Source organism: Arthrobacter methylotrophus (assembly GCF_039539965.1).
GTDB lineage: Bacteria > Actinomycetota > Actinomycetes > Actinomycetales > Micrococcaceae > Arthrobacter > Arthrobacter methylotrophus.
In genome coordinates this window covers 2674898-2688810 of record NZ_BAABED010000001.1, presented here as the reverse complement: position 1 = coordinate 2688810, position 13913 = coordinate 2674898, and the positions used below count along the sequence as shown (strand labels likewise).

The following is a 13913-nucleotide window of genomic DNA, read 5'->3' as shown; positions in this document are numbered from 1 at the left end:
CCCCCTGATTGAACGCGCAGGAATGTGCGACCGCAACCGTGGCAGTATCGCGCGGACGATAGAATATGTGACTGTGAGCCACGAGACCGCAGTAGCCAACCCAGCAGACACCGCCGCCGAATATGGCGCGCCAACCCTCCAGATTCAGCTGAAGATGCTCGACGCCGGTTTGGAAGCACCGTCGTACGCCCATCCCGGAGATGCCGGTGCGGATCTGCGTGCCCGGGTGGACGTATCGCTCGCCCCGGGGGAACGGAAGCTCGTTCCCACAGGGGTCTCTATCGGGCTGCCCAACGGCTTCGTCGCGCTGATCCACCCGCGCTCGGGGCTGGCCACCAAACACGGACTCACAGTGGTCAACGCCCCAGGGACAGTCGATGCCGGCTACCGAGGTGAAATTTCCGTGACGCTTTTGAACACGGACAAAAACCAGGCAATAGAGCTCAAGCGCGGCGATAGAATTGCCCAAATGGTGATCCAGCGCGTCGAGTATGCGCAGTTCGTTGCGGTGGATGAGCTGTCCGACACGTCGCGCGGCACCGGCGGCTTTGGATCGACCGGGGGCTTCGCACCGGCTGTGGGCTAGCAAAAAGCCTCGACAATCGACGCCGTCTGGCGCCGAGTGAGATACTGCCCGCGAGTTGACGGGCAGTCTGCGGTTTACTGGGGATAGACCACTACTAAGGAGACAACCCGATGCTTTTTGGGCGCGGAAAGAAGTCCAAGGCTGAGCAGCCGAAAGACAGCGGTACCGAGCAGGCCAACGCCGCGACTCCGCGGCAGGACGCCGGGACAGTAGCCAGCGGTGCCCCCAAAGGCGACTTCCGTCTTTCCAAGGGGCCATTGGATGCCAGCGAAATTGATAGCCAGGACGGCTACGTGGACCTTGGCTCCCTGCTCATCGAACCTACCGAGGGACTCCAACTGCGTCTCGAGGTGGAAGAAGCAACCCAACGGGTCGTGGCCGTCACCATGGACTTGGGTGGCTCGAGCCTTCAGCTCCAGGCTTTTGCGGCGCCCCGGTCCGAAGGTCTCTGGGACGAGATCCGCGAGCAGATCGGCCAGTCCGTGTCCAGTCAAGGAGGCGAAGTCGAGGAGATCGACGGCACCTTCGGCACGGAACTCATCGCCAAACTTCCGAGCGAATCTGCCGACGGCGGACGCGGCTTCCGAGCTGCCAGGTTCATGGGGGTGGACGGGCCCCGTTGGTTCCTCCGGGGTGTCATCGGTGGTGAGGCCGCTTTGGACAAGGCAGCTGCCGAAGGGCTGGAGAACCTCTTCCGCAAGGTTGTGGTCATTCGCGGAGACAACCCCATGCCGCCCCGCGAATTGCTCCAGCTGAAGCTGCCCAAGGACGCAGCAGTCCCCGGCGAGCACGGTGCTCCGCACGAAACACCGGAGTTTCAGCAGCCCGAACGTGGCCCGGAGATCACCCAGATTGGCTGACAAAGCGCCTCGCGCTGCTGGCGCCCATGGCAGCCCGCCATCCCGCTCCCTCGCTGAGCTCCCTGCACGGGGCAGAGTCGATTGCACGGGTTTCATTGAATCGGTGACCTACCAGCCCGCCAACGAGCAAGCACATTTTTCGGCAATCGTCGTTGACCGGATTGCCCGCAGGGGGGAAAACGAGCCGTTGGTCCGCTTACGGGTCATCTGGTTGGGGCGGCGAAAAGTGACTGGGATCGAACCCGGGACCCTCTTGCGGCTCGAAGGCATGGTGACCGTGCGGGACGGGATGCCCACCATGTTCAATCCGCGCTATGAAATCCTCTCCCGGCAGGAGCACCAATGACAGTCGCCAAGGGACCCGGTCCCCACGAGAAACCAGCTCAGGAAGAACCTGGCTTGGCAGGAGATTTCGCTCAGGGGACCCCAGGCCCAAGTATTGCCGACATTGCCGCAGGCTACGCGGAAAAGGCCGGACTCCAACGCAACAGTCATGGGCACGTGGATATCCTCAAGTCGGCCGGAGGTTTTCAAGGGATAGCCGAGAGCATCGTGCCGGGCTTGGTGTTCCTGATCGCGTTCATGATTACCAAGGACCTCGCCGCTTCCCTGCTTGCGTCCCTCGCGGCTGCCGCCGTCTTTACCGTCGTCCGGTTGGTCCAGCGGCGCCCGTTGACCCAGGCGCTTGCCGGGACCGCCGGCGTCGCAGTCTCCGCCTGGCTCGCGAACACCACCGGAAAGGCCGAGGATTTCTACGTCCTGGGCTTCTACACGAACAGCGCCTACATCGCCGGAATGCTCTTGTCCATCTTGCTCAAGTGGCCGATCGCCGGCCTGCTGTTCGGCTTTGTCCGCAACGAAGGCTTCGAATGGCGGAAGGACCCGGAGCGCTTGCGGGCATACGCCATCGGCACGTGGGTGGTCATCGTTGTGTTGGCGCTACGGCTCGTGGTCCAGGTTCCCCTGTACTTCATGGGCGAGCCCGGCCTGGCCGCCCTCGCCACCATGAGGCTGATCATGGGCGCCCCGTTGTACATTCTCGGTCTCTGGATTGCCTGGCTCCTGACCCGGCCGGCGCCAGGCCAGAAGCCGGAAACGGATCCTCAGCCGTCGAAGCCGTCGTCGTCTGACTGATCCGAAAACTCTTCCTCGACCTCCACAGAACCGTGGTCGGCGGCGGACGGGGAGAGCAAGGCCCTGAGACCGTCTTCGGCCACGATGGTCGTGACGAAGAACAGCTCGTCTCCGCCGTCGATCACGTCGTCGCGGCTCGGAGTGATGGGTGCATGGTCCCGGAGGATCGCCACCAGGGTGGTGTCTTCGGGCCATTCGATGCCGCCCACCGTGCTGCCGATGATGTGTGAGTCGTGGGGGACGGTGAATTCGACGAGCGAGGACACGCCCGTCTGCAAGGTCAGCAGGCGGACAAGGTCACCGATTTCCACGGCTTCTTCGACAAGCGCCGTCATGAGCTGCGGGGTATTGACGGCGACGTCGACGCCCCAGGAATCGTTGAACATCCAATCGTTCTTGGGGTTGTTCACGCGACCCACCGTGCGTCCAACACCGAACTCGGTCTTGGCGAGCAAGGACACCACCAAGTTGACCTTGTCGTCGCCGGTCGCAGACACGACGACGTCGGCCCCTTCCAATTTCGCTTCCTGCAGCGTGCTCAATTCGCACGCATCGCCCACCAGCCAGCGGGCCCCACGGAGGCCGCTGCGCCCAATGACTTCCGGCTTGAGGTCGATCAACATGATCTCGTGTTTGTGGGCGAGCAATTCCCGCGCGATCGATGAACCGACGCTGCCGGCGCCGACAATAACGACTTTCACTCAGACTCCTTGGCGGGTGCGCTGGCGAGGACGCGCGCTACCTCGGCGCTGCGGTCCAGATTCAACATGGCGTGCACAGTGTCACCCTCCTGGTACGCCGTTCCGGTCTGGGGCAGGACGCCCTCCCCGAAGCGGGTCAGGAAAGCGATGCGGATTCCGGAAGCTGCTTCGATGGCAGTCAACGGGCGTCCGATCCAACCTTCGTTGAGGTCCACTTCGGACAGCACCAGCCGGCCGGAAGGCTCGCGGTAATCGCCCGCCAAGTGTTGTTCGGGCAGGATGCGTCGCAGAACCTGGTCCGCGCTCCAACGCACGGCCGCAACCGTGGGAATGCCCAGGCGTTGGTAGATTTCGGCGCGGCCGGGATCGTAGATGCGGGCAACAACATGCGAAACATGGAAAGTTTCACGGGCTACCCGGGTTGCGAGGATATTGGAATTATCACCGCTGGAGACGGCAGCGAAGGCGTACGCCTCTTCACAACCCGCCTGTTTGAGGGTGTCGCGGTCAAAGCCGACGCCGGTGACTTTCCTGCCGGTGAATCCGCTGCGCAGACGGCGGAAGGCACGGTCGTCCTGGTCGATGATCGCCACGGAATGGCCGGCGTCTTCCAAGGTGTGCGCCAATGTTGCGCCCACTCGTCCGCAACCCATGATTACAAAGTGAGCCACGGTCTCTCCTTCACTCTTAAGCTTGCCGCTCGGTAAGACTCTACCGGGGCAAGTCGGCGAAGCCAGACCGCCGTCATGACATCGGGTTCGATTCAGAGTAGCTTTGCGGAGTGCTGACAATTCTCAATGCCGCGAAGCGAGTGTTGGTGGGGCGGCCCTTCCGTAACGACCGTTTGGCCCACACCCTGCTTCCCAAGCGCATTGCACTGCCGATTTTCGCTTCGGATGCCCTGTCCTCGGTGGCGTACGCTCCCGACGAAATCCTCCTGACGCTGGCCCTTGCGGGAGTGAGCGCAGTGGCCATCTCGCCGCTGGTAGGCCTCGCAGTGATGGTGGTCCTCCTCACGGTGGTGGCCTCGTACCGGCAAAACGTCCACGCCTATCCCTCCGGTGGCGGAGACTACGAAATCGCCAACGTTAATCTGGGGAAGTTCGCTGGCCTGACCGTCGCGGCCGCTTTGTTGGTGGACTACGTCCTCACGGTCGCCGTGTCCATGTCGTCCGCAGCCGCGTACATGACCACCGCGATCCCGTCGTTGCACGGACAGCAAGCGCTCATCGCCACGATCGGCGTCGTCATCCTGGCCTTGGTGAACCTTCGTGGCATCAAGGAAGCCGGGAGTGTTTTTGCCGTGCCCACGTACATTTTCATGTTCTCGATCCTCGGCATGACGGCGGTGGGCATCTTCCAGGCGGTCACCGGCCAACTGGGCCAAGCGCCGTCGGCGGCATTCACCATCGTCCCGCAAGAAGGATTCGACCAAGGTCTCGTCGGCCTCGCCGGGGCGTTCCTTCTCCTGAGGGCCTTCTCCTCCGGAGCTGCCGCGCTGACCGGCGTCGAGGCCATCAGCAATGGTGTGCCGAACTTCAAGAAGCCCAAGAGCAAGAATGCGGCAACCACGCTGCTCCTGCTTGGAGTCATCGCCTCGTCCATGCTGGCCGGCATCATCTACCTCGCCAACGCCACCAAGGTCCATATCGTGCTGGATCCAGCCAAGGAGTTCCTCCTCAACGGCCAACCGCTGGCGGGCGACTACCTGCAGAACCCGGCCATCAGCCAGATTGCGGAGACCATCTTCGGGGCGGGCTCCATCCCGTTCTATATCGTTGTCGCCGCCACGGGAGTCATCCTTGTCTTCGCCTCCAACACGGCTTTCAACGGATTCCCTGTCCTGGGGTCCATCCTCGCCCAAGACGGATACCTGCCCCGGCAGTTGCGAACGCGCGGGGACCGCCTCGCCTTCAGCAACGGCGTACTGGCCCTTGCTGCCGGAGCCCTCGTCCTGATCATTTCCTTCAACGCCGATGTCACCAAGCTGATCCAGCTCTACATCGTGGGTGTCTTCATTTCCTTCACGATGAGCCAGTTGGGCATGGTGCGGCACTGGGGAAGGGAACTCAAACTTGCCCGCGACAAAGCCGTCCGCCGCAGGATCCTGAAGTCCCGCACCATCAACATGCTCGGCTTCGCAATGACGGCACTGGTACTGACCATCGTACTGATCACCAAGTTCGAACAGGGCGCCTGGATCGCCCTTCTGGCCATGTTCGTGCTGTTCCTCATCATGTGGAGCATCCGCGCCCACTACGACAACGTCGCCAAGGAACTTGCCGTTGACGAGGATTCTTCGCCGCGCGCCTTGCCTACCCGGGTCCACGCAGTCCTGCTGGTGTCCCACGTCCGCAAGCCGGTGCTGCGCGCACTCGCCTATGCGAGGGCGTCGCGGCCGTCCCGCCTGGATGCCATCATTGTTGACATCAACCACGAGGAAACGGCCCACACGGTGGAAGCCTGGGACAAGCTGGACATCCCGGTCCCGTTGACCGTCTTGGCGAGCCCCTATCGGGAAACCGTCACGCCGATCCTGGACTACGTCAAGAACATGCGGCGCGATTCTCCACGCGACCTCATCGTGGTCTACATCCCCGAATATGTCGTTGGCAAGTGGTGGGAACAACTCGTCCACAATCAGACCGCGCTGCGAATCAAGGCCCGGCTTCACTTTGAACCCGGGGTCATGGTGGCCAGCGTTCCATGGCAATTAAAGTCGTCCGAAGAAGCAAAGGCATTGCAGGATACCTAATGACCCACCCCAGCGAAACCGAATCCAGCTCGCCCACGGCCCAGGACGGAGCTGCCATGGAGCTGGTGGTGGACGTCGGTCCCATCGCGCATGGGGGCCACTTTGTCGCACGGCACGAAGGCAGGGTCATATTTGTCCGGCATGGCATCCCGGGGGAGAAGGTCCGGATCCGGCTGACCGACTCGGGAGAGGCTTCCCGTTTCTGGCGTGCCGACGTCGTCGACGTCCTGGAAGCATCGGAGGACCGGACGCGCCATTTCTGGCCACTCGCCGATTCCCTGGCCGCTTGGCGGAAAGGCGGTCCGCCCGTGGGCGGCGCCGAACTCGGGCACGTCACCTTGGAACGGCAACGCTCGCTCAAATCCGAGGTCCTTGCCGAGCAATTGAAACGGCTCGCCGGTGTTGACCTCACTGTCGAGGTCGAGGCCGCAGCTGCCGGTGCCATGGGGTCCGACGGCGAGACAGGACTCGGCTGGCGGACCCGTGCCAGCTTTGCCGTCACCCCAGGCGGCCGGCTCGGAATGCATGCCCACCGCTCCGACGTCGTGATTCCCGTTCACGAGATGCCCTTGGCGATGCCAGGCATCAACGAGTTGCGGCTGTGGGATATCGACCTGCGGGGCATCTCCAGGGTGGAAGTAGCTGCGCCGGCCAACGGATCGCGGCCGCTCATCCTCCTTGCCCCGGGAGAAGGAACTGACGCGCGGCGCCTCCACCGGATCCTAGACCAGCTACCGCATGAGGCGTCCGTGGCAAGCTTCGACCCTGTCCGCGGAGAAGTGCTGCAGTTGCGCGGAAGGACCTGGGTCCAGGAATCGGCCGCCGGCCACGAATACCGGGTAACGGGGGAGGGCTTCTGGCAAATCCACAAGGACGCTCCGGAAACTTTGGTGGGCGCGGTGACCGGCTTCCTGCACGACGGCGGCTACCTCGTTCCGGGATCTGCCGTGGCGGATCTTTACGCGGGCGCCGGACTGTTCACGGCGCCCTTGGCCGACGCGGTGGGGATCACCGGTTCCGTGCTGTCCGTCGAAGGATCGCCAGGCACCAGCCGGGATGCCCGCAAGAACCTACATGGCGAGTCCCACGTGGAAATAGTCCAGGGCCGGGTGGAACGAGTACTACGCCAGCGGCCCCGAAACTTCGATTCCTTGGTGATCGACCCGCCGCGGGCCGGTGCCGGCAAAGCGGTCGTGAGCCAGCTCATCGAGTCCAGGCCGCGGGCAATTGCCTATGTGTCGTGTGATCCGGCCTCTTTCGCACGTGATCTGGGCTACTTCCGGAACCGCGGCTGGCGGCTCGAATCGCTCCGTGCCTTTGATCTTTACCCGCACACCCATCACCTGGAGACCGTTGCATTGCTGGTGCCCGCGGCATAGCCGCTACTACGATGGTGGAGAGGTCCCGCGTCGCGCTTCACTTCTCCACTACCGGCCGCACGATGCTTAGATTAGGCTTGCCTAACTAGCTAGTGGTCAACCGCGCGACAAAGATGAAAGCTGTTGCGAGAGGAGTCCTGCCATGAGCACTGTGGACAGCTTCGGTTCCAAAGGCGTACTGAATGTAGCCGGCACCGATTATGAAATTTTCCGGTTGAACTCCGTTGAAGGCGCAGACAGCCTTCCGTTCAGCCTTAAGGTATTGCTTGAAAACCTCCTGCGGACGGAAGACGGCGCCAATATCACGGCCGACCACGTCCGCGCACTGGCCGGTTGGGATCCGGACGCCCAGCCGGACACCGAAATCCAGTTCACCCCTGCTCGAGTCATCATGCAGGACTTCACCGGGGTTCCTTGCGTAGTCGACCTCGCCACCATGCGAGAAGCCATTAAGGACCTCGGCGGCGACCCCAAGCGTGTCAACCCGCTGGCTCCGGCCGAGATGGTCATCGACCACTCGGTGCAGATCGACGCCTTCGGCAACTCCGGCGCCCTCGAGCGCAACATGGAGATCGAATACCAGCGCAACGGCGAGCGTTACCAGTTCCTGCGCTGGGGCCAGACTGCGTTTGACGACTTCAAGGTTGTTCCCCCGGGAACCGGCATCGTCCACCAGGTAAACATCGAATACCTGGCACGCACCGTCATGACCCGCTCGGTTGACACCGAGACAGGCACAGTTCTCCGCGCCTACCCCGACACCTGCGTCGGTACGGACTCCCACACCACCATGGTCAACGGCCTGGGCGTACTGGGCTGGGGCGTCGGCGGCATCGAAGCTGAGGCCGCGATGCTCGGACAGCCCGTCTCCATGCTGATCCCTCGCGTTGTCGGTTTCAAGCTCACGGGCTCGATTCCTGCGGGCGCCACCGCCACCGACGTCGTCCTGACGATCACCGAGCAGCTGCGCAACCACGGCGTGGTCGGCAAGTTCGTGGAGTTCTACGGTGAAGGCGTCGCGGCCGTGCCGCTCGCCAACCGCGCAACCATCGGCAACATGAGCCCGGAATTCGGCTCCACTGCAGCGATGTTCCCGATCGACGACGTCACTCTCGACTACCTGCGCCTCACCGGCCGCTCAGAGCAGAACGTTGCCCTGGTGGAGGCCTACGCGAAGGAACAAGGCCTCTGGCACGATCCCTCCCATGAGATCAAGTTCTCCGAGTACCTTGAGCTGGACCTGTCGACGGTTGTTCCGTCCATCTCCGGTCCGAAGCGGCCCCAGGACCGCATCATCCTCAAGGAGTCCAAGGCACAGTTCCGTGAGGACCTGCGCAACTACGTGAAGGAAGACCTGGCTGACGGAAGCCTGGACGAAGCGATTGACGAGAGCTTCCCGGCCTCGGATTCGCCGTCTTTCACTTCCTCCGCGACCCATCTGGCCGAGGTTGCTCCGCACGCACACGGACCCAAATCGAATGGCCGCCCGTCGAACAAGGTGGGCGTCACGACTGCTGACGGCCGCGAATTCGAACTGGACCACGGTGCCGTTTCGATTGCTTCGATCACGTCCTGCACCAACACGTCCAACCCGTCCGTGATGCTGGCTGCCGCGCTTCTCGCCCGCAACGCCGTGGACAAGGGCCTCGCGTCCAAGCCGTGGGTCAAGACCTCGGTCGCCCCCGGTTCAAAGGTTGTCACCGACTACTACGAGAAGTCCGGCCTGACCCCCTACCTGGAGAAGCTCGGCTTCTACATCGTCGGCTATGGCTGCGCCACGTGCATCGGCAACTCCGGCCCGCTTGACGCCGAAATCTCCGAGGCCATCCAGGCCAACGACCTTTCCGTCACGGCTGTCCTCTCCGGCAACCGCAACTTCGAAGGCCGCATCAACCCGGACGTCAAGATGAACTACCTGGCTTCCCCGCCGTTGGTCATCGCCTACGCCTTGGCCGGAACCATGGATTTCGACTTCGACGCCGACCCGTTGGGCCAGGACCAGGACGGCAACGATGTCTTTTTGAAGGACATCTGGCCGAACCCGGTCGAGGTCCAGAAGGTTATCGACTCCTCGATCGACAAGGAAATGTTCGCCCGTGGCTACGAGGGCGTCTTCGACGGCGACGACCGCTGGAAGGCCCTCGACACCCCGGCAGGCGACACCTTCGCCTGGGACGCCAAGTCCACGTACGTGCGGAAGCCTCCGTACTTCGAAGGCATGAAGGCACAGCCGGAACCGGTAACGGACATCGCCGGGGCCCGCGTCCTGCTCAAGCTGGGCGACTCCGTCACCACCGACCACATCTCCCCGGCCGGCTCCTTCAAGTCGGACACCCCGGCAGGCCAGTACCTTCTGGCCAACGGTGTGGAACGCAAGGACTTCAACTCCTACGGCTCACGCCGTGGCAACCACGAGGTCATGATCCGCGGAACGTTCGCGAACATCCGCATCAAGAACCAGCTGCTTGACGGCGTCGAGGGCGGCTTCACCCGCGACTTCACCCAGGCGGACGGCCCGCAGGCCTACGTCTACGACGCAGCCCAGAACTACCAGGCTGCCGGCACCCCGCTGGTGGTCCTGGCCGGCAAGGAGTACGGCTCGGGCTCTTCCCGTGACTGGGCTGCCAAGGGCACCGCGCTCCTGGGTGTGAAGGCTGTCATCGCCGAAAGCTACGAGCGTATCCACCGCTCCAACCTCATTGGCATGGGCGTCCTCCCGCTGCAGTACGCGGCCGGCGAATCCGCCGCGTCCCTTGGATTGGTGGGCACGGAAACGTTCGCTGTCGAGGGCGTCACCGAGCTGAACAACGGCACCACGCCGCGGACGCTCAAGGTCACGGCAACGGCCGAGGACGGCAGCACCAAGTCCTTCGACGCCGTGCTGCGCATCGATACCCCGGGCGAAGCAGACTACTACCGCAACGGCGGAATCCTGCAGTACGTGCTGCGCCAGATCTCCGCACACTAGCGGAAGACAGCACAGGCTCGGCCTGAGCTGAAGGCAATTGCTACAGCCCCGGATGGTCACGGACCATCCGGGGCTGTCGCAATTTCCGACGGCTTCGTTGCGCCCAAGGCGGTAGAGTTGTATGGCACGTCAATCACCCTAAGGAGGGGCCGTTGGGACTTTTGGAGACAATCCGGAACCCGCAGGACCTGAGTAAGCTCACCGGCCAGCAGTTGGAGCAGCTTGCCGGCGAGATCAGGACTTTCCTCATCACCAACGTCGCTCAAACGGGTGGACATCTCGGACCGAACCTTGGCGTCGTGGAACTCACTATGGCCATCCACAAGATCTTCGATTCGCCGCGCGACAGCATCGTCTTCGATACCGGCCACCAGTCCTATGTCCATAAATTGCTGACGGGACGCCAGGACTTCAGTACGCTTCGACAGCAAGGGGGCATGTCCGGTTACCCCGATCGTGCCGAGTCCGAGCACGACATCGTGGAAAGTTCACATGCCTCCTCGTCGCTGTCGTGGGCCGACGGTATTTCCCGGGCCAGGCAGCTGACGGGCCAGGGAGATCGCTGCGTCGTCGCCGTCGTCGGGGATGGTGCCTTGACCGGTGGCATGGCGTGGGAAGCGATCAACAACATTGCCGCCGACAAGCGGCGCCGCGTAGTGATTGTCGTCAACGACAACGGCCGATCCTACGCCCCCACGGTCGGCGGCGTGGCAGACTACCTCGCTTCCTTGCGCCCCACGATCGATTCGCTCCGCGCTGCGCCCGCCTACGAGGTCGTGTTGGATTGGTGGAAGAAGAAGCTGCAGAACGGCGGACCGATCGGCCAGTTCACCTATAAGAGCCTGCATGCCATGAAGAAGGGCGTCAAGGACTGGTGGGCTCCGCAGGGCATGTTCGAAGATCTCGGCATGAAGTACATCGGTCCCGTCGACGGCCACAACATGCGTGCCCTCGAGCACGCGCTCACCGCAGCCCGCAACTACGGCGGTCCCGTGATCGTCCATGCCATGACCGAAAAGGGCCATGGCTATGCGCCGGCCCTTGCCAATGAGGCAGACCAGTTCCACGCGGTCGGAATCATCGACCCCGAGACCGGGGAACCCACGGAGGCCGGCGGAGCCCGCTCATGGACCTCCGTGTTCGCCGAGGAAATCGCGGATATTGCCGACGAACGCGAAGATATCGTGGGAATTACTGGCGCGATGCTGATCCCCGTTGGACTGCATAAGTTCGCGGAGCGACACCCAAAGAGGGTGATCGACGTCGGCATCGCGGAACAGCACGCGCTCACCTCCGCGGCGGGCATGGCTTTCGGTGGCCTGCATCCGGTAGTGGCCGTCTACGCTACATTTCTGAACCGCGCCTTCGACCAGCTCCTCATGGACGTCGCCCTGCACAAGGCCGGGGTAACGATTGTCTTGGACCGCGCCGGCGTGACGGGCCCGGATGGTGCCAGCCACCACGGCATGTGGGACATGGCCATGGTCCAGATCGTTCCGGGGCTTCATCTCGCTGCTCCACGCGATTCCAGCCGTTTGCGTGAAGAGCTCCGCGAGGCGGTCGCCATCAATGACGCGCCCAGCGTGGTGCGCTTCTCCAAAGGCAGCGTAGGAAGTGAGATCGAGGCGATCGAACGGCTTTCCGACGGCGTCGATGTGCTGGCGCGTCGCCCCGAAGGCTCCATGGAGAACGACGTCCTGATTGTGAGCGTCGGTGCCATGTCCGAGCTCGCCCTCGACGTTGCCGGCCGGCTCGGTTCCCAAGGCATCAGTTCCACCGTGGTCGATCCACGGTGGGTCCTGCCGGTGCGCAAGTCCATCATTGCCCTCGCTGCCAGGCACCGCTTGGTGATCTGCATCGAGGACGGCGTCCGCGCGGGTGGCGTCGGATCCCGGATCCGCCAGGAGATGCGCGCGGCCGGTGTGGACACCGCCCTCAACGAAGTGGGACTTCCGGTTGAGTTCCTCGATCACGGAACAAGAAGCCAAGTGCTTGAGCGTGTGGGGCTTACCGCCCAACAGATAACGCACGACGTCGTGGCGCAGGTTCTAGGGACAAAGGTGCCTTTCGCGCGGCCCCTGCCGGGACAGGAACACCCCACCACCGGCAGTCTTCCCAAGCTGTGAGCGAGGACGCATCTCGGTTGCCGGGGAGTCTGCAGCCAGGTGACCTGGTGGTGGCCCGGAACCGGAAATGGGACGGCACGGCACATTGGGTTGTCCCGGGACGCTATCTCGGCGAAGACATCCACGGCTGGTGGATTTTCCAAGGCCGGAACGAGTTCTGCTCGCGGCCAGGGGCGGCTTTCTACACCGCGTCGGATGCTGTGCTCTTGATACCACGCGCCGGCGAGTACGTAGCGACGTTCTACAATGACAGCTACCCCGGGGATTTTCGGATCTACGTCGATCTCGCCACGGCCCATGAGTGGAAGGCCATCAAGCCCGGCGTGTCCGAATTCCATGTGATCGATATGGATCTCGACGTCATCCGCTCCGTCCAGAGGGATGTTTTCATTGACGACGAGGACGAATTCGACGAGCGCCGTGTGAGCATGGGCTATCCCGATGACGTGGTCGAGTCCATGCGGCGCGAGTGCGGGGAGCTTTTCCACGCGGTATCCAAGCAACAAACACCCTTCGACGGCACAGGCCCCAGCAGTACCTGCGCCGAATGGTTCAGAAAAGGACAAGCATGAGCGGCATTATCCGCACCTACAAGCGCGATGAAGAGGCAGTCCTGCATTTTCGCGAGGCTTGGTACGACGAGGAATTCAAGCAGTTCGTCATCAACCATGGAGTCGCAGGGCACCAGAGCAGCACCGACGAAACCGACGTCGCGGATGAGGCCGCCGTCGACGGACTCATGACGGCCTTCGCCGCGCAATGCGAAGAGGATGGCTACGCTGAGATCCCCGAGGCGGAGCAGTTTTGGGTAGTCGCCCAGATTGCGCTGAAGACGAAGGACGGGACGGACCGCGACCGGTACCTCGAACGCAAGGCCAAGGCGGCGCTGACGAGCGAACTGGCTTGGCGCGGCCTCGGTACCGTGGAACGTTCCGATATCGGCGACTCAAAACTCAACATCTTCTGCCTGTGCCCGGACGTCAACAAGGCCGTCAACGCCATCAAGGTGTGCATCCGGGGAGAAGACCTGGACTTCACCAAGTTGAGCATTGCCGCTGCGCCCCACGCCGAGCCCGCGGCATTCAAGGTAAAACACTCGCCGAAAACCGGTGCGGGCTTTACCCTCTAAGGACCACACCCCAGCTTCGAAGGGACAACCATGGCTCCCAAGAGCAACTGGCCCGGCCATACGCCGCTGCCAAAGGGCTTGTCCGCCCCGGCACGCAGGGCCCTCGCTCACGAAGGGCTGGAAACCTTGGAACAGCTCGCCGAGTTCGGGGAAGGGCGCGTGGCGGCCCTGCACGGTATGGGGCCGAAGGTCATGGCCCAGCTGCATGACGCGATGGAAGAAGCAGGAATCGCGTTCGGATCCTGAGTGACCCCAGGGGTCCGGCAGGCATTGTA

Annotated in this window: 13 protein-coding genes; 11 read left to right on the top strand and 2 right to left on the bottom strand. The window is 63.0% G+C overall.

Going from position 1 to position 13913, the window contains the following annotated elements; genetic code table 11:
* Positions 1-73 precede the first annotated feature (73 nt).
* From dut to ABD884_RS14280, 4 genes are all read left to right on the top strand, one after another.
* Entirely contained in the window at positions 74-586 is a 513-nt protein-coding gene (gene dut, locus ABD884_RS14295; RefSeq protein ID WP_345054809.1) for a dUTP diphosphatase, read from the top strand.
* A gap of 110 nt (positions 587-696) precedes the next feature.
* A complete protein-coding gene (locus ABD884_RS14290) occupies positions 697-1446 on the top strand; it encodes a DUF3710 domain-containing protein (RefSeq protein ID WP_345046872.1) in 750 nt (249 codons plus the stop codon).
* Between the two features lie 103 nt (positions 1447-1549).
* Positions 1550-1792, top strand: a complete 243-nt coding sequence (locus ABD884_RS14285; RefSeq protein WP_331280365.1) for a single stranded DNA-binding domain-containing protein — start codon at positions 1550-1552, stop codon at positions 1790-1792.
* Complete coding sequence (locus tag ABD884_RS14280) at positions 1789-2580, top strand: DUF3159 domain-containing protein (RefSeq protein ID WP_345046868.1); 792 nt, start codon at positions 1789-1791, stop codon at positions 2578-2580. Before ABD884_RS14285 ends, ABD884_RS14280 begins: the two co-directional genes overlap by 4 nt.
* Here ABD884_RS14280 and ABD884_RS14275 read toward each other — a convergent pair.
* Together ABD884_RS14275 and ABD884_RS14270 are read right to left on the bottom strand one after the other, a co-directional pair.
* Positions 2550-3281 carry a potassium channel family protein gene (locus ABD884_RS14275; RefSeq protein ID WP_345046865.1) on the bottom strand — a complete coding sequence of 244 codons (732 nt, stop codon included), beginning with the start codon at positions 3279-3281 and terminating at the stop codon, positions 2550-2552. The two genes, ABD884_RS14280 and ABD884_RS14275, sit on opposite strands and share 31 nt — an antisense overlap.
* Positions 3278-3952 carry a potassium channel family protein gene (locus ABD884_RS14270; RefSeq protein WP_028266784.1) on the bottom strand — a complete coding sequence of 225 codons (675 nt, stop codon included), beginning with the start codon at positions 3950-3952 and terminating at the stop codon, positions 3278-3280. Before ABD884_RS14270 ends, ABD884_RS14275 begins: the two co-directional genes overlap by 4 nt.
* 110 nt (positions 3953-4062) lie before the next feature.
* On the opposite strand from ABD884_RS14270, the gene ABD884_RS14265 reads away from it, so the two are divergent.
* From ABD884_RS14265 to ABD884_RS14235, 7 genes are all read left to right on the top strand, one after another.
* Positions 4063-6036, top strand: a complete 1974-nt coding sequence (locus ABD884_RS14265; RefSeq protein WP_345046861.1) for an APC family permease — start codon at positions 4063-4065, stop codon at positions 6034-6036.
* On the top strand, positions 6036-7415 hold the full coding sequence (locus ABD884_RS14260; protein WP_345046857.1) for a class I SAM-dependent RNA methyltransferase: 1380 nt from the start codon (positions 6036-6038) through the stop codon (positions 7413-7415). The genes ABD884_RS14265 and ABD884_RS14260 overlap by 1 nt, the downstream gene beginning before the upstream one ends.
* Positions 7416-7557: 142 nt before the next feature.
* Complete coding sequence (locus tag ABD884_RS14255) at positions 7558-10383, top strand: aconitate hydratase (protein ID WP_345046854.1); 2826 nt, start codon at positions 7558-7560, stop codon at positions 10381-10383.
* 152 nt (positions 10384-10535) lie between these two features.
* Positions 10536-12509, top strand: a complete 1974-nt coding sequence (dxs, locus tag ABD884_RS14250) for a 1-deoxy-D-xylulose-5-phosphate synthase (RefSeq protein WP_345046852.1) — start codon at positions 10536-10538, stop codon at positions 12507-12509.
* A 47-nt stretch (positions 12510-12556) separates the two neighbouring features.
* The gene (locus ABD884_RS14245) at positions 12557-13081 is read left to right on the top strand and encodes a DUF402 domain-containing protein (RefSeq protein WP_376954691.1); all 525 of its coding nucleotides are present in this window, start codon (positions 12557-12559) and stop codon (positions 13079-13081) included.
* Positions 13078-13638 carry a hypothetical protein gene (locus tag ABD884_RS14240; protein WP_345046844.1) on the top strand — a complete coding sequence of 187 codons (561 nt, stop codon included), beginning with the start codon at positions 13078-13080 and terminating at the stop codon, positions 13636-13638. Before ABD884_RS14245 ends, ABD884_RS14240 begins: the two co-directional genes overlap by 4 nt.
* Positions 13639-13668: 30 nt before the next feature.
* Positions 13669-13884 carry a helix-hairpin-helix domain-containing protein gene (locus tag ABD884_RS14235; protein ID WP_028266791.1) on the top strand — a complete coding sequence of 72 codons (216 nt, stop codon included), beginning with the start codon at positions 13669-13671 and terminating at the stop codon, positions 13882-13884.
* Positions 13885-13913 lie beyond the last annotated feature (29 nt).